This is a genomic window from Dolichospermum sp. FACHB-1250, from assembly GCF_014696335.1.
GTDB lineage: Bacteria > Cyanobacteriota > Cyanobacteriia > Cyanobacteriales > Nostocaceae > Dolichospermum > Dolichospermum planctonicum.
This window is the reverse complement of record NZ_JACJPZ010000007.1, coordinates 16,336-38,546: the sequence shown is the minus strand read 5'-3', so window position 1 is coordinate 38,546 and position 22,211 is coordinate 16,336. Positions and strand designations below refer to the sequence as shown.

The 22,211-nt window shown below is 36.7% G+C and carries 16 protein-coding genes; all 16 read right to left on the bottom strand.

The features are described 5' to 3' along the window. Positions 1-726 precede the first annotated feature (726 nt). Entirely contained in the window at positions 727-2,913 is a 2,187-nt protein-coding gene (locus H6F39_RS03895; protein WP_190396274.1) for a polysaccharide biosynthesis tyrosine autokinase, read from the bottom strand. Positions 2,914-2,934: 21 nt separating this feature from the next. Continuing rightward, positions 2,935-4,068: a DegT/DnrJ/EryC1/StrS family aminotransferase gene (locus tag H6F39_RS03890; protein ID WP_137907072.1), complete on the bottom strand. Its 1,134-nt coding sequence runs from the start codon at positions 4,066-4,068 to the stop codon at positions 2,935-2,937. Positions 4,069-4,075: 7 nt separating this feature from the next. After that, on the bottom strand, positions 4,076-5,614 hold the full coding sequence (locus H6F39_RS03885; RefSeq protein WP_190396273.1) for a Rieske 2Fe-2S domain-containing protein: 1,539 nt from the start codon (positions 5,612-5,614) through the stop codon (positions 4,076-4,078). A 64-nt stretch (positions 5,615-5,678) separates the two neighbouring features. Next, positions 5,679-6,305: an acetyltransferase gene (locus H6F39_RS03880; protein WP_137907074.1), complete on the bottom strand. Its 627-nt coding sequence runs from the start codon at positions 6,303-6,305 to the stop codon at positions 5,679-5,681. Positions 6,306-6,317: 12 nt separating this feature from the next. After that, positions 6,318-7,370, bottom strand: a complete 1,053-nt coding sequence (locus tag H6F39_RS03875) for a 3-oxoacyl-ACP synthase III family protein (protein WP_190396272.1) — start codon at positions 7,368-7,370, stop codon at positions 6,318-6,320. Next, entirely contained in the window at positions 7,367-8,728 is a 1,362-nt protein-coding gene (locus H6F39_RS03870; protein ID WP_190372005.1) for a fatty acid--CoA ligase family protein, read from the bottom strand. Before H6F39_RS03870 ends, H6F39_RS03875 begins: the two co-directional genes overlap by 4 nt. Then, positions 8,725-9,450, bottom strand: coding sequence for an SDR family NAD(P)-dependent oxidoreductase (locus tag H6F39_RS03865; protein ID WP_190372006.1), 726 nt, complete (start codon positions 9,448-9,450; stop codon positions 8,725-8,727). The genes H6F39_RS03870 and H6F39_RS03865 overlap by 4 nt, the downstream gene beginning before the upstream one ends. A gap of 9 nt (positions 9,451-9,459) precedes the next feature. Further along, entirely contained in the window at positions 9,460-9,750 is a 291-nt protein-coding gene (locus H6F39_RS03860) for a hypothetical protein (RefSeq protein WP_190396271.1), read from the bottom strand. A gap of 32 nt (positions 9,751-9,782) precedes the next feature. Further along, positions 9,783-10,037: an acyl carrier protein gene (locus H6F39_RS03855; protein ID WP_190372007.1), complete on the bottom strand. Its 255-nt coding sequence runs from the start codon at positions 10,035-10,037 to the stop codon at positions 9,783-9,785. Between the two features lie 404 nt (positions 10,038-10,441). Further along, positions 10,442-15,220: a MupA/Atu3671 family FMN-dependent luciferase-like monooxygenase gene (locus tag H6F39_RS03850; protein WP_190396270.1), complete on the bottom strand. Its 4,779-nt coding sequence runs from the start codon at positions 15,218-15,220 to the stop codon at positions 10,442-10,444. Between the two features lie 15 nt (positions 15,221-15,235). Continuing rightward, positions 15,236-15,913 (bottom strand): acetyltransferase, encoded by a 678-nt coding sequence (locus H6F39_RS03845; protein WP_190396269.1) that lies wholly within the window; start codon positions 15,911-15,913, stop codon positions 15,236-15,238. Positions 15,914-15,955: 42 nt separating this feature from the next. Then, positions 15,956-16,612, bottom strand: a complete 657-nt coding sequence (locus H6F39_RS03840; RefSeq protein ID WP_137907082.1) for a sugar transferase — start codon at positions 16,610-16,612, stop codon at positions 15,956-15,958. Between the two features lie 143 nt (positions 16,613-16,755). Then, positions 16,756-18,603: an FN3 associated domain-containing protein gene (locus tag H6F39_RS03835; RefSeq protein ID WP_190396268.1), complete on the bottom strand. Its 1,848-nt coding sequence runs from the start codon at positions 18,601-18,603 to the stop codon at positions 16,756-16,758. Positions 18,604-18,636: 33 nt separating this feature from the next. Then, positions 18,637-19,782, bottom strand: a complete 1,146-nt coding sequence (locus H6F39_RS03830) for a glycosyltransferase family 4 protein (RefSeq protein WP_190396267.1) — start codon at positions 19,780-19,782, stop codon at positions 18,637-18,639. Between the two features lie 36 nt (positions 19,783-19,818). Then, the gene (locus tag H6F39_RS03825; protein WP_190396266.1) at positions 19,819-21,024 is read right to left on the bottom strand and encodes a glycosyltransferase family 4 protein; all 1,206 of its coding nucleotides are present in this window, start codon (positions 21,022-21,024) and stop codon (positions 19,819-19,821) included. Between the two features lie 17 nt (positions 21,025-21,041). After that, positions 21,042-22,193: a glycosyltransferase gene (locus tag H6F39_RS03820; protein WP_137907086.1), complete on the bottom strand. Its 1,152-nt coding sequence runs from the start codon at positions 22,191-22,193 to the stop codon at positions 21,042-21,044. Between the last annotated feature and the right edge of the window lie 18 nt (positions 22,194-22,211).

Genomic DNA, 22,211 nt, shown 5'->3' with positions numbered 1-22,211 from the left:
TGACGCTGTTGGTTTATTAAGAAGTATGTCGAATCTGTAATCTAAATTTGATATTCCAGAAGATACATACTTCTATTTTCTGGGATGAACATAGATTTTATCCCATATTTTGCACCAATTTAATGATTAAGCTGACTCATAAAGGCAAAGGACAGACGGTAGGCAAAAATGATCAAGGCTATATTGATACCAGGTTGGTAAACCGCTATCTTATTTTTGTGGTTATTGATAAGTTAAAGCGTCACTAAATTAAATATGTATAAATATTCAAAGGTATGCCCACCTATAAGATTTTACATCACTGATTTTGTCAAACTTAAATGCTAAACAGCTTATTAAATAAAAGATTATCTATAATGGGGCGCTTCCCGTTAACGCAAAGATACGTCCTACCTAGTTTCTTATTTAGTAGCGTATGGGTAAGAGCTAAAGTATTACTAAATATAAACTAACGCATAGTATTTGACGTTGGTAGAAAGAATAAAAAATAATTTTCTCAATACAAGTATAAGCAGAAAGCATATCCCCGACTCCTTCCAGAACAGGAGCGACGCAAGGGTGGCAGTAAAAATTATAATTTTTCCTTTGTAGTCAGGGATTTAGCCTTGATTTTGTTCGCGTAGTATCTAGAAAAGAGGACTCAAGTCCTGACTACGGGGAAAAGGGGAAAAGAGGACTCAAGTCCTCACTACATTAATCAATACTTATCAGTAAATCCTCACTAAACTAAATTTTTACAGTTTCTTGAGACTCTTGATTAATTGTTTGTGAATAGTCTTCTTTTTGGAAGTAGTAATAGCTATGGGGTTCATTTTTAACGATTACACTATTAACCACCTGTCCTAAGACATTTTGTCCGGATTTTGCTAATAGTTCCTTAGCAAAAGTAGCATTAACAGAATCAACAATACCAGGACGAACCACTAATAAAACACCGTCGGCCATTTGTCCTAAAGTAACAGCATCAGCAGCAACATTTAATGCTGGAGTATCAACAATTACATAATCATATTTATCAGAAAAATTCGCCATTAAAGTTGCCATTCTTTGAGAATCTAAAAGAGAAGCCGGACTAGGAGGAACTATGCCAGAAGTTAAGATATCTAAGTTAGGCATGACTTTTTTGATAGTAGCAGAGATTTCCTCTTCTTTAATAATTAAATTACTTAAACCTTGATTATTCATCAAATCCCAAATTTTATGCTGAACTGGACTGTGCAAATCTCCATCTATTAGTAAAACTTGACGGTCCATTTGTGCCATTGCTGTAGCTAAATTGGCTGCTACCGTTGATTTACCTTCTTTGGGTACAGAACTGGTGACAACAATAACTTTTAGCTCTTTATCAGCACTCATGAAATTGAGATTTGCCCTTAACATTCGGTAAGATTCACTAATAGAAGAACGGGGGAAATCTCGAATGATAATACTTTGATTATAGGGATCACTTTCATCCTGATTGCTAGAGGATCTTTTCCACTTACTGGCTGTAGGAATAACTCCCAATAAAGTCAGTTCCAGTAATTCTTTAGCTTCATCAACAGTCTTAATAGATTTATCTTGCCGTTCTAGAATATATATAGTAATCAAGGCCGCCAATATACTAATTAAGGCTGAACTTAGATAAGAACCCATAGCAGAGAAGGTAGATTCATCAGGAATTTGTGCTTCAGATATCTTAGTAGCATTACCTAAATTTTGATTTTCGGCTATTCTGCTTTCCTGTAGCTTTTGAAGTAACAGGGAATAGGTAGATTGTGCTGCTTGTAGTTTACGTTCTAACTGACGCTGTTGTTCTTCCAATTTCGGTAAGTTATTTAATCTTTGTTTATAAGCAAATTGTAAATCTAATAAAGAATTGACTTGACTTGCTAAACCTAGACGGTTAGATTCTAATTCTACGAGTCTAGTAGAGAGTTGTTGTTGTAATGCACTCAATTGTAAGTTACCTTGTGCTTGTAGTTTATTTTTACCTAATGCTTGGGCTATCCTCTGATCAATAACTCTGTTTAAAGAGATTATTTTGTCTCGTATGTCTATAATTTCTGGATGACTATTCTCCAAAATAGTTTGCCTATTTGCCAATTTTGATTGTAGCTGTTGGATTTCTTTAAGAATATCTTGTATTCCAGTGATTTGACTGATAGAAGTCATTAATAATGCCTGTTCGGGACTCATTCCCAATTGTTGACTTATTACCTGAGACTGGGATTTAACATTAGCCAATTGAGATTGAGTATCGTTCATTCTTAATTGCAAATTAGCCATGATTTCCACTGCCTGAGTTGCTTCCTCCTGTAAAGAAACAATCTTATTTCTCTCTTTAAAACCTGCTAATTCAGATTCAGAGCGACGCACAACTAATTCGGCTTTTGGTAGTTGTCTTTCTATGAATTTGCGAGCTGCGGCTGCTTCGGCTCTGCGTGAAGATAAATTCTGCTCCAAATAAACTTTCATTAGCTCATTTACAACTTGAGCAGCAGTTTTTGGGTTACTATCTGTGTAGGTAATTTGGAGAACATCAGCACCTTTAACTTCTTTGATAGTGAGGTTTTTGAGAAATAGCCTAGTTTTTAAAGCCAGTCCTTTATCATCTTTGAGTTCTAAACGGTTAATAGTTTTCTCTATTACCGGAAAAGAACGTATTATTTCTACTTCTGTGTTCATGGGATTACTTTGTTCCATGAGAGGAACTAATTTGCCTATTTCTGTTCCTAATCCCGTCATAGAAGAAGTAGAATTATTTCTTTGAAAACGTAACTTACCTTCTGCCACATAAAGAGGTCTTTTCAAAGATGTTGCTAACTGTGATATCCCAAAAACAACAATACTAATAGATAAAGTTGCCAACCAACGACGTTTGAGAATTGTCCAATATTTTGTCGGTGATATAGAAGATTCTTGTAGTTCCATAATCATTAAAGTTGGATATTTTTAAGTTGTTGAGTAAATAGCTGTAATAACAGAAATTACTCTTTCTAAATCTTCGTCTGTTAGATTAGAGCCAGAGGGTAAACAAAGACCGCGTACAAATAAATCTTCCCCGACTTCACCACCAATACATTCACATTCAGAAAACACAGGTTGGAGGTGTAATGGTTTCCATACAGGACGAGCTTCAATTTGTTCTTTAGCAAGTTGAAGACGAATATATTCTCGATCTGCACCAAAAGCCTCGGTCGCGACTGTTAAAGCCGTTAACCACCGCGTAGAATGTCCAAAATTAGCTTCGGGCATAAATTCGATTCCTGGTAAATCTCCCAAAGCAGATTGATAAATTTCAAAATTGCGTCGTCTCGCTGCTACTCTTTCATTTAAAACCTGTAACTGACCACGACCGATACCTGCTAAAACATTACTCAGACGATAGTTATAACCGATTTCTGAATGTTGATAATGGGGTGCAGGATCGCGGGCTTGAGTTGCTAAAAATTTGGCTTTCATAACTAATTTATCATCATCAGAAACTAACATTCCCCCACCGGAAGTAGTGATGATTTTATTACCATTGAAGGAGTAAATACCAACTCGCCCAAAAGTTCCAGGACAAAGCCCTTTATAAGTAGCACCTAAAGCCTCGGCTGCATCTTCAATTAGGGGAATATTGTATTGATTACAAACTTGGAGAATAGGTTCAATATCTGCACTTTGACCATACAAATGTACAAGGATAACTGCTTTTGGTAATTTACCAAAATAGGCGCGTTTTTGTAAAGCTTCTTGCAACAATTCTGGGTTCATATTCCAGGAAATGCGATCGCTATCAATAAAAACTGGTTTTGCACCTAAGTAAATGATAGGATTAGCAGTAGCAGCAAAGGTTAAAGTAGAACAAAAAACCTCATCCCCTGACCCTACGCCAACTAATTGTAAAGCTAAATGTAAAGCCGCAGTTCCCGAACTGACGGCAGCCGCATAACTAGCGCCAGTCCCAAGGCAAAATTCTTGTTCAAAAGCATCAACATGAGGACCTACTGGGGCGATCCAATTAGTATCAAATGCTTCTTTTACGAATGCTAATTCTTGAGATCCTATATGGGGAGTTGAGAGCAGAATTGGTTTATTCATAATTCACCTAAATAGTGCGTTTGCTGCTGAGTAATTTAGATTTGCCATTCAGGCATTTTCCGGTATTTAAATCAAACTCGTAGTGATGACCTAGACAGCGCAGAATCCCTCCAGGTAAAACCTCTCCTACCTCCTGTAAGTCAAAACCTGCATGGGGGCAATGGCGCTGTACCAAGTAATTACTTCCGTCGCAATGGATTGTAATTTGCTCTTGGAAATCCACTGAGTTTTCATAATCTTCTACAGCTTGTAGGGACTGAGAACAAGCAAATTTCAAGAGTCCTAAAAGATGGTCATTGTAGATATCTGGATTTCGCCATACCTGAAATCGTAAGGACAAAAAGAAGTCTTCCCAAGACAAGGAACCATCTAACAAAGAAGGAAGCCATCTTGAGGCAAAACGGTAACCATAACTACATTCACCCATCTCTTCATATACCCCCTCTAAACCGGGTCGAAAATCAACCGCCCATTTCCCCCCTCCAGGTCCTGTGATATCAAAGCCAACTCGCATCTTGATTTTGCTGTTGAAGTAAGGACTCATTCCTAAAAGACGCTGGAAATAGTCGCAAAATGGTAAGTAAAGAGATGCGGTAGGTTGAGGGTAACGAGCCTTTAAAGCCAGAAGATTACCAGTTCTCAATTCAGCATAGTCTTGTACATAAGAGGTGCGATTGCTAAAGTGAAAATCATCCCAGATAGGATCAGCTGCTTTTTGATTTGTAGTCACATCAAAAGCATCACCTGGGAGCAAAATCATAGTATTTTTAATTCCCTCCTGCCCTAGCCAGTCTACTACCTGCTGTTGATCTGGGAAAATTCCGGCTTCGATCTGTGCATTTGCCCAAGTCAGTTCTGAATCAAGGAAACAGGGAGGACCAGCACAGGGCATAACTGTTACTGGTTCAACAATAGTAATCGCCCGTTCCATGTACTTAAATTTAGCTAGGCGCTTATTCTGGGAAAGTTCTCTTTTACGCTCTTCGGGGTACTCGTAACAGATGGGATACCAAGAAGCTCCTGCTCCTTGCAGTGCTAACACATCAATTACTCCACCCACTTTGTTACGGATGCTGCTAAGTTGAGATCCAGACAAGCGAGCATCATTGAGATTAAGTAGAGTCTGCCCATCACCAACAATAACCACTGCGGAGTCATGGTTCATTGGTGACTGTTCTGATACAAAGAAAATACTAATGCTCTCAGCTATTTCTATTGGTTGCCACTGAGGCAATTCTATAATTTCCTTTAAACCGGCAGCAGCAATTTTTCTCTTTAAGACTGGTGAGGGATAGCGAGGAATAATAATAGATGTATTTGCTGGTATTTGGGACAGAAACCAAGGGTCAAGGTGATCTAAATGCTCATGAGAAATAGCGATGGCCGTTGGTTGCAGCAGTGCAGAAGTGATCAAATGTTGGTTATCTGGGTACTGAAACCATGAACCCAGAAACGCCCCTTCTGGTGAAAACCAAGGATCAATCAGCACTTTAGCATTTCGAGTTTCTACTTGGAGGCCTGCATGACCGAGAGAAATAATTTTCATAGGGAATAGGGAATGTGTAGGGATAATTATCAGTATTTATGTTAATCTTCTTTTGCCTCTTGCGTTAATTAAGATTAGCTTCTTTAATCAATCGAGCCGGCACACCTGCGACTATGCTGTTTGGCATCACATCCTTCATTGCTACTGAACCAGCACTGACAGTAGCCCAAGCACCAATTGTAACCTTTGGAAATACAATGCTTCCCAGGGCTATAAATGCTCCCTCATTAGCTGTTGCACCACCTGCAAGGTGGGAGAGTGCTAGATGTACATAATCTCCAACGCAGCAGTCATGATCAACGCTAGATTTAGTATTAATAATTACGTGCGAGCCAATTCTAGAATAGGGCTGGACTATAGCACCAGCACAAACTACAGTACCTACGCCTAAATAAACTTCGGGGTGAACATAAGCTAATGGATGAATCACAGTTATCCAATTAAGATTCAGTTTTTCTACTAAATGCTTTCTTACCTCATTTTCACCTATACCAATGATTGCATGAGAAAAATCGTTATATTTAAGCTCGCCCAGTGGACCAACAACGGGAATACCAAAAATATGCTTTCCCCTCTTTTGCAGATCATCATCGTAAAAACCTACTACTTGGTGTCCTGCGTCCATGAGCGTACTTGCTACTACTTTGGCATGACCTCCTGCTCCAATTACGACTACTCTTTGTTTCTTCATAACATTGTGAAATTATAGGGAAGTGACAATTAAATCTTCTACTTCAATAATGACGCTACTCAAAGATAAACCTACTCCAAACCCAGTTAAACACAGCCGACCACTAATTTTATTTATGCCTTGATTTAAGGCATAACGACTAATAGCAATGGGGATAGATGCACTACTAGTATTACCTATTCCTTCTACACAAATAGGAACTTTTTCTTCAGCAATCTTTAATTTCTTACGGATATAATCAACCATAAATTTATTAGCTTGGTGAAACACAAATAAGTCAATATCTTCATCGCTTAAATTACAATTTTTTAAAGCTAAGTTAACAACTTCAGGAACTTCTTTAATTGAAAATGAGAAAACGGCAGCACCATCCATAATTAAATCATTTTCACTTCTATAGCTACCATCTTCTTGGATTTTGACAATTTTCGTATGTTCTGTAGTTGGTGTTTTCATACCACCAGCAGGAACTATTAACTTATTATAATCACTAGCAATAGTTCTCCAGCAAGCTGTTAGTCCTTTGCCTTTTTCATCAAATTCTAAAAGACAGGCAGCCGCTCCATCACCAAATAACAACCTTTCAGTTTTATCTTGAGGATTGACTAGCTTTGTAAGTGTATCTCCAACTACAAGTAATCCACATTTAATATCACCATTACTAATTAATTTTCCCAGGACAATTAGACCATGGGTAAATCCGGCACAACCAGCATTTATATCTAGTGTTAAGACACTTGTTTTTAGTCCTAATTGATGAGATAATAGAAAAGAATTTCCCGGAATCAAATAATCTGGAGTTTGGGTAATACACACCAAACAATCTATATTTTTTATGCTAATATTTGTAGTTTTTAAAAGGTTTTCTATAGCTTGGGACATCAGATTAAAAGCTGTAATTCCCTCACCAGCAACCTTTCTACTGTGAATACCAATTGTTTGACTAACTCTTTCTATGTCTTCATCATCTAACACATCGGATAATTGATGATTAAATTCAATTTTTTCAGGTAAAGCGATCGCAATACCTCGCATACTGATAAGAGGAATACTTGTTTGATTCATAGCATTTCCTTAACTTGAGAACGAATTTTTTTGTACCGATGATTGTGATGTTCACTAGAGTGTAAATAAACCTTAACTGGAATTTTATAACTTTGTAACTTTTCTTGACAATAGGATTGAATCAGTTGTCTCATTTTCCGTTCGTCAATTGATAAATCTGTGGGTTTAACTACAGCAACAACTATATTTCCCGTAATTGCATTCGCTTCACCAAAAACTGTTACTTGATCAATTTCCGGCATTTGGATTAAAATATTCTCTATTTCTTGGGGAAAGACTTTTAAACCACCGACAATAATCATTTCTGATTGACGACCAAGTATTTTAAAATAATCCCCTTTTGTTTCTACCACGTCTCCTGTATTTAACCAACCTTGATCATCATAAGGATAGGGAGCATTCAAATAACTAACCATAGCTGAATTAGTTTTTATCCAGAGGATATTATCTACTATTTTCACTTGGTAATCTTCCCCACCTAACTTAACCCATTTACTTTCAGAACTTTCACTTTTAGTGGGTAATATTCCCAATTCTGATAGTCCATAAGTCTGTTTTAAACTTACCCCAGGAAAAGCATTAGCTAAAGCCAATAATGTATTTTCTGGCATTACTTCTGTACCATAACTAATAATTTTTAAAGAACTTAAATCATAATTTTTATAAGACTCTGACATCAAAAGTAAATTCAGAAAAGTAGGAGAGACTGGCAATAACTCTATATGACAACTTTCAATTAATTGGCAGATATTTTCAGGTCTTCTATTATCCGTTAATACTGTTATTCCCCCATTAGATAATTGATATAATAGAGTGTTGATTCCCCCAATATGATCCAGGGATAAAAATGCTAAAGTATTAAGAGTTTTTCTGCCATGATTGTATTTTGATAATAATTTATCACAATCATGAAGCATTCCTTTGGGTGTGCCAGTAGAACCAGAAGAAAATAAGATAATTCCCGCAGTTTCCCCTTTGATGAATTGAGATAAAGTAGTATTATCTACAATAGTTTTCAAATCTTGAATTACTAACTTTTCTTCTTTATCAATTGACAGAATATACCTAAGATTAGCGATATCAAAATATCTCTTTTGTTCTTGCTGATTAATTACACCTAAAGGGACTAAGATATTTTTTAGCCGCATGAGTGCGAAGAATAAGGCTATAATTTCCGGGGAATAATCTCCTTGAAAACCAACAACAGATTTTTGTATACCTTCCTCTGACAAAATATAAGACCAGTATTCTATTCGTTCTAAAATCCAATTATAACTATAATTTCGATTATTCAAGATTAAAGCAGTTTTATGATCATAATCTGCGAAATAGGATAAAAATCTCTCAAGATTATTCATGAAACACCTCCAAGATAAATAACTTGTCCTGTAATGTATTGACTAGCTTCACTAGCAAAAAAATCAATCACATTTTCCACATCTTTAAATTCTCCTAAACGACTTAAAGGCATTTTATTAACAAGATTTTGGATTTTTTCTGGAGATACTTTGGCAATCAAATCTGTCATAATTGGTGAAGGTCCAATGACGTTAACTGTGATGCCAAATCTGGCAACTTCTCTCGCAAAAACCCGAGAAAATTCTTCAATAGCTGCTTTACTAGATGCGTAAATTGCCTCTCCTTCAATGTGCATAGGAACAGCAACAGAACTAAAGTTGATAATTCTACCATAGTTTTTTTTCATCATCAACTTAGTGCTTTCCCGCGACATATTAAAAACACCAATTATATTGATATCAAGTATCTCTTTAGCAGTAGTTTCTGGCATCAACATAGAAGGATTCATTGACGCTATACCTGCATTATTAATCAGTATATCTAAATGATTAAACTTTTTTCTGATTTCCTGTATAACTCCTTTAACATCATTAACGTTAGTAACATCTCCTCGATAATGATAGTATTGATTGTGTTGCAAAGATGATTCAGAACGAGCGAAACCACAAACAATAGCTTCTTGTTCTAAAAAATGTTTTGCTAAATGCAGTCCAATACCTTTAGTTGTGCCAGTAATTAAAACAATACGGTCTTGATAAAGACTATTCTGAAGATTTTTCATGTTTGAAGATTAGATTAGATTACCTACTATATAATCTGTCAATGTCCTAATAGATAAAAATGGACTTTTACCCTGAGACATAGTATGCTCATTAGCTAAGGTAATATTCAGGTTAAATGTATCTGCAATATAATCTTCAATCAGAACAATAATATTGACAACGTGCATAGAATCAAAAGGCGAATTTCCTCCTAAAATTCTCGTTTCTTCATCTAATTTTTTTGGCAAGTTAATATTTGACTTATCTCCAACTTCTGCAAATGCCTTTTTGATGATTTTGACAACTTCTTCTCTCTTCATCTCTAACATCTTATTCTCCTTGATTATTAAAATTACTGATAACTAATTACTTGATTGTCATTTTTATAGACAAGATCAATGAGGTCTTTAATTGTTTTGCTCTCGACTATAACATTAACAGGAATAGATTTCTGAGCATAACTATCAATGATTGATATTACCGATAATATAGCCACTGAGTCCCAGGCATCTCCTAAGTTTTTTAGTACTGTTTCTTCTGTAATATCTGCACTATTTATTTCCATCGCTTCACCTAAGATTTCTAGTATTTCTTGGCGATTTGGCATATTTATACATCCTAAATTATTAAATTATAACGTAAGTTGCTAGTTAAAGAAAATATCTGATAGCGTAGTCAGATCAGAGTCATATCAGGATTTCCAAGATTAAAGGATTTACAGGATTAAAACAGAAAATTACTCACCAATGACCAATTACCCATTACCAGCCGATAACTAACAACTTGAGTTACTTAATAAACGCAAATGAGCAGTTATTAATAACTATACTAAATCCGTTCAAATATTCTCGCCACTTTGGCACTATGTTGATAAATGAATATTCAGGAATATCGAGAATCAAAAAAAATAAGTTTGTCAATTCAGAAATTCGGATTTTAGATTTTAGATTGAATAGGAGTCAACCCAAAATCTAAAATATCAAATGATCAGCCTATATTAATGGCAATAATTTATCTGGATATTCCCACCATCTCCACTTTTTCATGACGGGATTTATTGGCACAGATTTGACCCCAATGTTGTGAACTGGATTGATTCGCGGACTTAGCCATAATCTGCCCAGAAATGTCGATTATAGTTGGAGCTTGAAACAAAGTAATCAAGGGTAAATCTACATTAAATACCGAACGAATTTCCCCAATTAATCTCACAGCAACTAGGGAATTACCTCCCAAATCAAAGAAGTTATCTTGAGTTCCCACGGTGGAAATCTGAAGCACTTTTTGCCAGATTTCTATCAGAGTTTGTTCAAGATGATTTTGGGGTATTATGGTACTTACAGTATCTCCAGTCACAGACGCTAACATGGGAGCAGGTAAGGCCTTGCGGTCAACTTTATGGTTGGGAGTCAGGGGAAACGTCTCCAGAACAACAAAGTTAGAAGGAACCATATACTCAGGTAAGTGGGAAAGTAAGTATTCTCGAATAGTTGTATGAGATGGTTTTTGTCCTGGTTGGGGACGGATATAGGCTACAAGTCGCTTATCTCCTGGGATATCTTCACGAACAATAATTACAGCTTCTTGTACTGCTTCATGTCGGCTTAAAATTGTCTCAATTTCTCCCAATTCAATCCGATGTCCGCGTATTTTTACTTGAAAATCTATACGTCCTAAAAAGTCTAGATTACCATTTTTGCGGTAGCGAACTAAATCCCCAGTTCGGTATAAACGCGCCTTAGTAGGGGCAATCCCTCCATGGTTGCCCGTAATAAAGGGATGGGGGATAAATCTTGACTGAGTTAATTCTGGTCTGTTTAAATATCCGCGCGTCACCCCTTGACCGCCAATATATAGCTCACCAGCCATACCAACAGGCACAGGTTGTTGATTATTGTCCAGAACGTATAACTCAGTATTGGCAATGGGACGACCCAGGGGAACAACTCCATTGACTTGAGCTAAAGTATGGGTTGCAGACCAAACAGTGGTTTCTGTTGGACCATACATATTATGAATCTGTCCCGGAATTATCTGTTGAAGTTCTTTTGCTAAAGCTTCGGTAAAAGCCTCACCACCTATCATTAAGTTAGATAACTGTGATAAAGCTTGGCGGTTCGGGGTGTCTGCAATCAGTAAACTAGCCATAGAAGGAGTACATTGCAGATGTGTCACCTGATGACTCTTAATCAAATCGGCTACGGATTCAGTGGTAGGTTGAGAGGCGATTCGTGCTTTCAATTCATTCAGTAGCGGTAATTGAGATAGTACCGTATCCGTATCCACACCATAATCAATCAGACAGGCAATTTCGTTAACACCAATCGCTTTAATTCGATCTACCATCTGTACACAGGTATCCACTGTTCCAAATAAACTACTAGTTTCAAAGTAGCGTTCAAAGGAGAAATCTAGTACCTCACTCATATCTGGGTCAGACAAATGGGACACCGAAAACTGTCCCTTCTCATTCGTGGTTTTCTGCTTGAATGTGGGGAAAGACCAGGCCGCAAGCTTGATTAAATCCAAAGAACTGGCCAAGTATTGCCGCATTGGCTGCCGCACAAGTTCCTTCACTTCTTCCTTACTTTCCCCTACATAAGTATGTATCATCAAGCTGACAATTCCCTCGCCAGTATGTCCATTCTCTGTATAAGCTTGACGATAAATGGCAATTTTGGCCGCTAATTCCTCTAAACTTTGTCCCAGTAAGTGAGTTAAAATATTAAAGCCCTTAGCTCCCGCCTCACGAAAGGTCTCTGGGTTACCTGCGGCCGTGATCCAGATTGGCAGTGTCGGTTGAACGGGACGTGGTAGGGTTTGCACAAAAAACCTTTCTCCCTTTCCGTTCGTAAGCTCAAGGCTTTCTCCCCGCCAAAGTGCCTGTACCTCCTCTATTTGCTCAAACATGATTTCCTTGCGGTTGGCAAATCTATCGGGATACAGCGCGAAATCGTTGGGTTGCCAACCAGCCGCAAAAGATATGCCTACTCGACCATTGGAGAGATTATCTACTAAAGACCAATCTTCCGCCAGACGAATTGTGTTATGTAGTGGAGAAACACAGCTACCAGCCCGGATTTGGATATCTTTAGTGATGGTAGCGATCGCGGCACTACTGACCACCGGATTGGGGAATAAACCACCAAAAGCGTGAAAATGACGTTCGGGAGTCCAAACTGCTTTAAACCCATGAGCATCGGCAAATTTAGCCCCTTCTAGTAATAAGCGATATTTCTCCCCCGCATCTTGATTTCTTTCATGGCTAGAAAAATAGAAAAGACTAAAATCTATGGTTTGAGGGCGATTTTGCCGTTTTAAACTTGCCGGAGTAGCCGGTTTTCGCTCTGCTTTGGGGTTATAAATTACTACTTTAAATCCCCGTGCCAGAGTCCAAAAGAGTTCTAGGACTGAAATATCAAAAGACAAACTGGTTACAGCTAACCATACTCCTGGTGGTTCATGGTTAATTACCCCATCCATTCCCGTGAAAAAATTAAGCACATTTCTATGTTCTACCATCACACCCTTGGGTTTTCCCGTGGAGCCAGAGGTGTAGATGACATAACTGAGGTTTTCTGGTTTAACTTCTGTATGGGGATTCGTCGTCGGTTGTTGGCTAAATTCTTCCCTGATTCCATCAATGGGAATAATCCTGCAGGAGCAACCCCCCGTAGTTGCCCTTTCCGCCGTAGTTGCTACTAAGTTGGTTAAGATGATGGGTGCTTGGGAATCTTCTACCATGAAAGCCAAACGCTCTTGAGGAAAATCAGGGTCTAGGGGAAGATAAGCCCCTCCAGCCTTATGAATTGCTAATAACCCGATCATCATTTCTAGCGATCGCTCCATCAGCAAACCCACCAACACATCAGGTCCAACTCCCTGTAAAATTAAGTAATGCGCTAGTTGGTTAGCTTGTGTGTTTAATTCCCGATAAGTTAATTGTTGTTCTTGAAAAACCACAGCAATAGCATCAGGAGTCCGCTCTACTTGTTGAGCAAATAAATCATGAATACATTTATCTGCGGGGAAAGGTTGTGCAGTCTGATTCCATTCTTCTAAAATCTGCTGTTGTTGGCTGAGGTTAAGAATTGGTAAATTATCTAAAGATTGTTCGGGATGTTCTAAACAAGCAGAGATAAAAACCTCAAGTTGTTGGACAATTTGCCTAGAGTCCGCATCACTCAATTCCCCCTTATGTACCAACTCACTGTAACTCCCATCTTCATAAGCCACAAAGGCCATAGAAGCATTCATAAAATCCCAGTCAGCCAAATCTTTTAAAGCATCGGGAGCAGGAACAGATGCGATCGCCACAGGAAAGATTTTCGGCAACCACGGGTAGGGGCAAACGGCTGTTCGCCCCCTAGAAAAAAGATTCCGCCCGTATTCCGTATCCTGTAATTCAGGATAACGTCCTAATAGTGTATGTCTAAAACTACCTAAGTGATTTATGTAATCTAAATCCGCTGATAATCGCCCTTGAAAATCACTAAAAGACTCTTCCTTTTCAAATTTCACACGCAAAGGAACTATTTGCGAAAACAATTCAGGAGCAATACCGCGCTGAGATTCCGTTTGTAGTCCTAAATCAAATTCCCCACTTGATTCTGTCGCTAATCGCACACAATAAGCTGCAAACATCACCAGTAGATTTTTTGGTTCTACAGGTGCATTGGACAAAATATGATAACGTTGAAGCTGGGGTGATGAAAACTCTGGTAATTGATGGGATATTTCTCGCCCTAAATAGGGATGTTGAAAAGGCGTAAACCTTGTCAACCTTTCAACCCAAAATTGTTCATAACGAGATAAAGCAATATTCCGCTGACTAATTGCCTTTTTGGTTTCCGTGTCAATTACAGGTAAAACATCACCAACCCGCACACCATAATATTGTTGCAACTCTTGAAAAGAAATGTCCTTTCCATTTAATGTTTTTAAATTACCAAATTGCACTGCCCCGTCTATAGTAGCAATACTAATTCCTTCCGCATTTAAAATCAGAACTTGTCCAGGCGTTCCATGTTCAGATATGATTGGCCGGGCAGAACTGACGACGACAACCCCTCCTGGTAGCCAGATTTTAGGTTGACCTAATTCATTGCGATAACCTGCCTGGCCTAGCCATACTGGACCAAAATCCAGGGCCCTAACTAAATTGCAAATATCTTTACTGCTGACATCATAAGATATTAGGGAAACCGGACGATGTTCATAACCAAAATAAGTTCGTTGGGATAAATCCTGGGGTATTGGTTCAACATTACCAGCGATTAATTCTGCTGTGAGTTCATCAAAAGAAGCGATCGCAGCATCAAAGCAACTAATATTTAAAGTAAAGGCGGTATCATCTGGACGAATTGGCACTATTTTTTGTTTAAAAATAGGACCAGCATCAACTTGGGTAACGACTTGATGCCAAGTGACAGCGTGTTGGGTTTCACCGTTTAGTAATGCCCAGGAAGTTGCGTATAAACCAGCGTATTTTGGTAGTGGGGCATCATGATAATTGATAGTCGCTTTTTTTGCTCTAGCAATTACATTTTTGGGAATAATCCATTGAACATTATTAATACTAAAAAGATAGTCATATTCAACATTCATAAGTCTTTTGTGAAAAATATTGCGAGAACTTATGTAGTCAATTCCATGACTTTCACACCATGCTTGTAATGAATTATCTGGCGAATATACTCCTAATAATTGGCAATTTTTGAGCAATAAAAGTTCTAAACAATTGATAGATAGAGTCCCATTACCAACAACAAAACAGGAAAACCCGGTCATAAATTATTCTCTCCCTTAAATATGGATAAGATTGCTAGGAACTTGAAATTTTGGAGTTTCTCCTGGGGAGTAAACTGCTTGATCTTCGGTATTGGTAAGAATTATTGACCCTGCACCAATAATATTTTCTTTGCCAATATTTATGGCATTTCTGATAGTAGCATTCATGCCAATAAAACTGTACTCTCCTACCATTACTCTTCCACCAAGGACAACATGAGAAGCAAGAAAACAATGATTATTAATTATCGAATGATGTCCAATATGATTACCACCAGCGAGAATACAATTATCACCAATAATAACTTGAGGTTCTATGATACTATTCTCTAAAATCAAGCAGTTTTCACCTACAGATATATTATGATGATTCCTAGGTCGCGCTTCGCTATCAGCTTTAAAACTGATATAAGAAATAAAACCATATCCTCTCTTTTTAGCATCATAGTATTTTTCTGCCCGCAACTTATTTAATCTTTCATAACCGAGAGGAATAAACAACTTATATTCAGTCGGTGGATAATATTTTTCAAGTTTTTCATAAGCCACAACTGGTAAATCATGGAAACTTTCTGATGTAATGTGAGATTCATCAACCGTAAACGCGATTAATTGATGATCTGAATCATGCTTGAGATAAAAGTAAATACTTTCTGCAAAAAAACCGTTTCCAAAAATAACAACTTTGTCCATAAAATTACCATCCTTGATTTGCCAAAAAAACTTAATACTTATTTATTGCTGACCTTTAAAATCCGGCGCAGTTGCATATCCTTCCTGACTGATATTTTCACGCTTCAGGACTTTCCAAAATGTTAATAGAAGAATTTTCAAATCTAGCCAAAGATTCCAATTGTCAATATACCAAATATCCAAGTTAAACTTTGTTTCCCAGCTAATAGCATTACGACCATTAATTTGGGCTAGTCCTGTGATTCCTGGTAAAACATCGTGACGACGAGCTTGTTCAGGAGTATAAAGTTCAAGATATTGCACACGCAAAGGACGTGGACCCACAAAACTCATATCACCCTTAAAAACATTCCACAATTGAGGAAGTTCATCTAAGCTGGTTTTGCGGATAAAATCACCAAAGGATGTTAAGCGTTTTTCGTCAGATAATAAATTACCTTTTTCGTCCTTTTCATTAGTCATGGTGCGGAATTTATAGAAGTTAAAAATCCGCGCATTTTTACCTGGACGGGGTTGGATAAATAAAACTGGACTCCCCATACGCAAATAAATAGCACCTGCTACAATTATCAGAATAGGAAAAAGAAAAATTATGCCGATAAAAGCGACAAATCTATCTAATACTAATTTGATAAATCTGCTAATCCATCTTAGGTAAGATTGATTATAATTCCTAGTTTGTGATTCGCTATTTCCCATGTTTTTCTACTCTGTTAATCTTATAAATCCTGATTCAGACATTTATATTCTTCTTTGCGTCTTTGCACATTTGCGCGAAACAAAACCCTTATTAAAAATATAGCGAAAATACAAAAGATAATATAGCCATATTGTCAATACCTTTAATCATTATCCTTAATTGTATAAGTATATAAATTTTTATTCCCTAATTTGGCATTAACTGTCTGATAAAGCTTAATTTTGATAGTCTCATTATTTTCTTTTTGATCATCATTAATAATTGGTATTGGTAAATATTTGTACTGTTCTCCAGCTTTAAATGTCAACTGACCATTTCCTAATTTATAATCTATACCATCATTCTTGGCTGTACCCCCTACAACTGAATAATTAACAGTTACCGTTTTCCCACTCATGTAATTTAGTTTTACTAGGGGATAATCCATATTTAAAAATTCACTTCCACTTGCTGCACTTACATGAAATTCCACTTGCGGTAATTTATTGGTCATACTATAATAAGTACTTGATATCAAACTTGTAGACCCATTTGGAGTAAACACTTTAGCTTTTACCATAGCACTTTTAGTTAGTTTAATCGGACTAATATAAATTCGAGAATTTTGATTTGGTTCGCTATTATCAAGAGTATATCTAATAGTTGCATTGGGTATTTTACTCTCGATATTAACAAGAACTTCACCCGTGATCATCCCTTCTTGAACTGGACTAATCACAGGTTTCTCGGCTCTGACTTGTGGACTAAAAACTACATATTTTGCTGTTTTATCTTGAATGACAATGCTTGTTACTGGACGATGATCTTCGTCAAAATATTTCTTCCCTGATTTTAATTTTATGGTTTGCGTTTTTCCCGTGAGATTAAAATATATAATTCCTCCTTCATAACTTCTTGAATAAAGACGATATCCTTGACTTTTATTTATTTCCTGTTGGTCTGTTGCTGGAGAAGTTGGATTACCCAAAGCATTTTTAATTTCTATATATCGTTTTGGATCAATCTCTTGACTTTGATCATTATCCATACTTAAAAATCGATTTTCTCCACCAAAAATTAAATACCCAAGGTACATATCATGAATAAGTTCATCTCGGTCGTGTGTATGAGGTTGATAAATTTGTACTTTGTTGGTCGCAAAATTTTTCATTCGCAAATAAATTTGATAAATTTTATCTCTAGCATAATTTCCATCTTGATTATATATCTCACCAAGAAAATCTTCTAAAATAACTCCATCTGTATTCGCAAATATTTGATTATACTGAGTTTCATCAGCAATACTCCCTTCATTACAAATAATTTTAATATCGGGTGCTAATTCTTTAACTCGTTTGAAAAAATACTTGACAGATTGTAAAAAATCCTGATTATTTTGGGGAAATGGTTTCTCCCATTTAACGTTATTTATAAAATTATTTTTTTCGTCAAATACACCATATAAACTGTAATTAAAAGCGCAGTTATCCAGTCCTAACCAAATATTTTGATAGGAATTTTTTTGTAGTTTATTACGGACATATTTTTTAATAAAGAAATTTATATAACGCTCATCAGCAAAATTCACACCTTGAGCTTTTTCTTTTGACAACCATTCAAAAATTACAGGTTTTCTTTGATTTTTATACCTAGCAGTAATCCATAATGGTGGATGATTTTGATTTAATTCGTCAGTTTCATATTCCTTTAATTCAGCATAGGGAAAATAAGCATATTTATTTTCATCTTGAGAATGAAAGTGTTGAAAACGACCCTGAATTCCTCTAATAGCTTCTTGATTCATGGCTTCAAAACTATCATAATGAGCTAATCCTATATAAGCTCCAACTTTTGACCAATCATCATTATAAGGAAATACATAGTAAAATCCTCTTTCGTTATTAATAACTTTTCTTGTTGCTAACGCAGATAAGTTTTGTGGAAATACTCCATTTTGGAAAACTATAAAAATGCAGATAACAATAGCTAATAATACCGGATATTTCTTCATAATTATTGCAGATTTTCTAATCTTCGTGAATCACTATAAGTTTGGTGTCTGAACTTGGGTGTATAAGGTTGTGTGCATTTTAATAATTTGGTTTATGTCATAATTAGCTATTATTTCTCGTCCTTTTTTACTGATAATTATCGCTTTTTCTGGATGATCTAATATCCATGTCATTGCTTTTGTTATTCCTGCTATATCACCCACTTCTACAAGTAAACCACATCCATTTTCTAATAAGTCTCTCGTTCCGCGAATATTTGTACCAATTACTGGAGTTTCTAAGGACATAGCTTCCATTACACATCTGGGTAAACCTTCTTGTTCGGAAACTAAAATGGTGGCTGCTGCGGTACGCATTAAAATGGGAATATCTCGACGTATTCCTAAAAATCGGACTTGATTTTGAATATTTAATTTCATTGCTAACTGCTGCATTTCCTCCATTAATATTCCATCTCCAGCAAAAACTAAACAGGTTTCAGGTCTGTTTAAATTAGAGTATGCTTTTAAAATATCTGACAATCTTTTTCGGGGAATAAATTCAGCTACTGATAACAGCAATTTAGTGTTTGCTGTTAGTCCTAATTCTTGACGTAATTTCTCAATATCTTCTAAAGAAATAGAATCAGCTTTATAATATTGCAAATTTACGCCAATTCCTGGCATATAATTAAGCCGTTCTGATGAGACAAGTTTGTATTTTTGAGCCGCTGCTTGATCTTCACGATTAATCACTACTAAATAGTCCGTCCAATACCCAGCTAATTTTTCTAAAGCTAGAAAGAAAGCATTTTTTAAAGCTTTACCTCCTTGGTAGAAATGAAAACCATGAGCTGTATAAATGACTTTTGTATTAAGTCGCTTTTTCAGTTTTTTTAAAGCATAGCGAGTCACGAAAGCTGCTACTGGTGTGTGAACATGAACTATATCATATTTCTCTTTTTCAACTATTTTCTGAATAATCTGAGGAGCAGCTATTAAATTCAATGGATTTAGGGGATTTCTTGACCATTCTATATCCCACACTTGATCAAATGCTGCTAAACATTGAGCATTTGCACTGATTCCCCGTGCCATTGCATCTACTTTCCAACCATGAGCGCGGAAATGTTCAACAAAAGGTAAAAGAAAAGCATTAATAGTGCTAGGAATTGTTGTTACTATTAAAATTTTATTCATTTTTATTTAGAGTTTGTTTAGAGGTTGATAGATAATTTAGAAGGATTTTGTCTGGCTTGATAACCATGTCTGCGTTTGTTCTCTGACATGACTGTAGAATTTAATTCGGCGTTTTTGCAAAATATCTTCTCTGTAATTTTTGGCTTTTTCTAAATTGGAAATTGACATATTTCCTAAACGGTATGGGTTGGTGACAACTTCCCGGATTTTATGTGCCAGTGCTATGTGACAACCAGGGTTAACCATATCCTCCTCTGGTAATAATTCGGGAATACCCCCTACATTTGAGCCAATACAAGGTAGCCCCCGCGCCATGGCTTCGATCATGGCTTTTGGTAAGCCTTCCTGGTATGATGGGAGAACGAAAAGATCCCCTTTATCCAATTGCTCAATTACTTGCTCTCTGGTTGATAAATATCCGCAAAATGTGACTCGCTTATTTATACATTTTTCCGCTGCTAATGTTTGCAATTCTCTTTTGTATTTACCATCTCCTACCCAAATTAGTTGTAGATCTAACCCTTCTTGTACACAAACTGCAATGGCTTTAATTAAGATATCTGGTGCTTTATACAGTTGAGCCAATGTACCTACGCTAACCAGCGTAAATGATTTTATACCTGTTCTTGGTTCTCGCGGTGCAGCCGCAAAGGCTGAATTGGGTAAATCAATACTGGAAAAATAAGTGGAAAATGCGCCATTTTTCGGCGGATATCGCTTTTGTAATGAGTATTCTGTTACATAAGCAGCAGCCGTAGCATTGGCGGTATGACGTTGTAATTGCCACGTTGACCATCTCCGAAAAACTGCTCTTAAAGGATGCTTATAAGCACCAGGGGCAAAAACATCATAAGGATCATTAACTACTTCTATCCCATAAGGTCTTGAAGATGCTAAACACCGCCAGACAATTCCACCAATATCACAGGATAAACGCATTTGTACGGCTTTCGTATTTGCTAACGCAGCGATCGCAGTTTTTTTGATGTAAGTATAGTTTTTTACTAATCCTGATCCGCCTTGATAGTCGGGTAAGGGTATCGCTTTGATTCCTTGTCCTGAAGCTTGATTCCAGCCGGATGGTGGTAATTGATACGGTTTTGCTCGTGCCAAGATTTTAACTTCATCGTATACGTCTAAATATCGAGACCAGAAGTGATAATCTAATGATTGATTTGGAGTCCACAGCATACCATCACTTGTTATCGCAAAGCGGGCGCTGGCTGTTACTAATACATCCATTTTTTTGGGCTTAATTTTTATATTTTGATTGGGCAATTATGGTAAATTTCTATTAGTTTTTTGGTACTATTTTCCGTGGAATATTTACTTTTTATCCAGGTTCTTCCAGCCTGAGCAAGTTCCTGAGCATATTGGCGATTATTGATGATTTCAATTGTTGATTTAGCCATGCCTTCTAGGTCTTCTACTTCATGTAAAATCCCTGTTTCTCGATCTTTGACCGCTTCTATTAAACCGGGTATTTTTGAACCAACAATTGGCAATCCCGCTGCATTGGCTTCAAGAGAAACTACTGGTAATCCTTCATGAAAAGAGGGAAATAAAAAAACGTTAGTACAAGTCATTAATGCCGGAATATCGTCACGCAGTCCGAGTAGCTTAACTGCATTTATAAGTCCAAGTTTGGTGATATTTTCTGTAATTAATCCTCGTAATGGACCTTCTCCTACTAACAAAAGTTTGGCTGTAGGAATCTTTTCTACAACTTTTTGGAATATAGAAAGTAATCCTAAATGATTTTTTTGTTCTATTAATCTTCCTACATGAAGAATAATCGGGGTATCTTCAGTCCAACCAAAAGAATTACGCAACTCTTTGCATTTTTCAGGTGTTGCTAAATCGGGAATATTCACACCATAATTTAAAACAAGACCAGAATTTTTTATGTTTTGATCAAAACTCGTCAAACTATCAATTACTCCTTGAGAACAACCTGTGACTAAATGAGAATTTTCCAATGCGTAGCGAATACTAAATTTTGCGTAAATTGACCGTAATTGTCGAATGACAAAACGACGAGTTAATGGTGTTTGGGGAGTAAAAAATTTCGTATTATGAAAGGAGGTAATCACGGGGATTCCTAATTCATTACCTAGCCAAGTGCCAAGACCACTATAAGTTTCTAAATGGTTATGGAGAATCTGGTAATTTCCCTCTATGATAATCCGTTTTAAGTTGTCAATAAAGCCAAAATGAGCAAAATTTAATTGACAATGAAATACTTTTGCACCTAATTCTTCTGCAATATTTGCTAATGCACCTACATTTTGTCCTTTACAACAGAAATCCATCTCATATTGGTTTCTGGGAATTTCTCGCAGCATAGAAAGTAGCCACATTTCAATTCCACCTCTATTTAAACTGCTAATTAAATGAAGAATCTTTAACATAGGTAATTGCTAATGGGT

Coding starts and splice junctions, on each gene's coding strand:
- H6F39_RS03880 (WP_137907074.1), bottom strand. CDS start 6,305: ATGAAGAAACAAAGAGTAGTCGTAATTGGAGCAGGAGGTCATGCCAAA.
- H6F39_RS03895 (WP_190396274.1), bottom strand. CDS start 2,913: ATGGAACTACAAGAATCTTCTATATCACCGACAAAATATTGGACAATT.
- H6F39_RS03890 (WP_137907072.1), bottom strand. CDS start 4,068: ATGAATAAACCAATTCTGCTCTCAACTCCCCATATAGGATCTCAAGAA.
- H6F39_RS03840 (WP_137907082.1), bottom strand. CDS start 16,612: ATGGGAAATAGCGAATCACAAACTAGGAATTATAATCAATCTTACCTA.
- H6F39_RS03820 (WP_137907086.1), bottom strand. CDS start 22,193: ATGTTAAAGATTCTTCATTTAATTAGCAGTTTAAATAGAGGTGGAATT.
- H6F39_RS03850 (WP_190396270.1), bottom strand. CDS start 15,220: ATGACCGGGTTTTCCTGTTTTGTTGTTGGTAATGGGACTCTATCTATC.
- H6F39_RS03870 (WP_190372005.1), bottom strand. CDS start 8,728: ATGAATAATCTTGAGAGATTTTTATCCTATTTCGCAGATTATGATCAT.
- H6F39_RS03860 (WP_190396271.1), bottom strand. CDS start 9,750: ATGAAGAGAGAAGAAGTTGTCAAAATCATCAAAAAGGCATTTGCAGAA.
- H6F39_RS03835 (WP_190396268.1), bottom strand. CDS start 18,603: ATGAAGAAATATCCGGTATTATTAGCTATTGTTATCTGCATTTTTATA.
- H6F39_RS03830 (WP_190396267.1), bottom strand. CDS start 19,782: ATGAATAAAATTTTAATAGTAACAACAATTCCTAGCACTATTAATGCT.
- H6F39_RS03875 (WP_190396272.1), bottom strand. CDS start 7,370: ATGAATCAAACAAGTATTCCTCTTATCAGTATGCGAGGTATTGCGATC.
- H6F39_RS03855 (WP_190372007.1), bottom strand. CDS start 10,037: ATGCCAAATCGCCAAGAAATACTAGAAATCTTAGGTGAAGCGATGGAA.
- H6F39_RS03825 (WP_190396266.1), bottom strand. CDS start 21,024: ATGGATGTATTAGTAACAGCCAGCGCCCGCTTTGCGATAACAAGTGAT.
- H6F39_RS03885 (WP_190396273.1), bottom strand. CDS start 5,614: ATGAAAATTATTTCTCTCGGTCATGCAGGCCTCCAAGTAGAAACTCGA.
- H6F39_RS03865 (WP_190372006.1), bottom strand. CDS start 9,450: ATGAAAAATCTTCAGAATAGTCTTTATCAAGACCGTATTGTTTTAATT.
- H6F39_RS03845 (WP_190396269.1), bottom strand. CDS start 15,913: ATGGACAAAGTTGTTATTTTTGGAAACGGTTTTTTTGCAGAAAGTATT.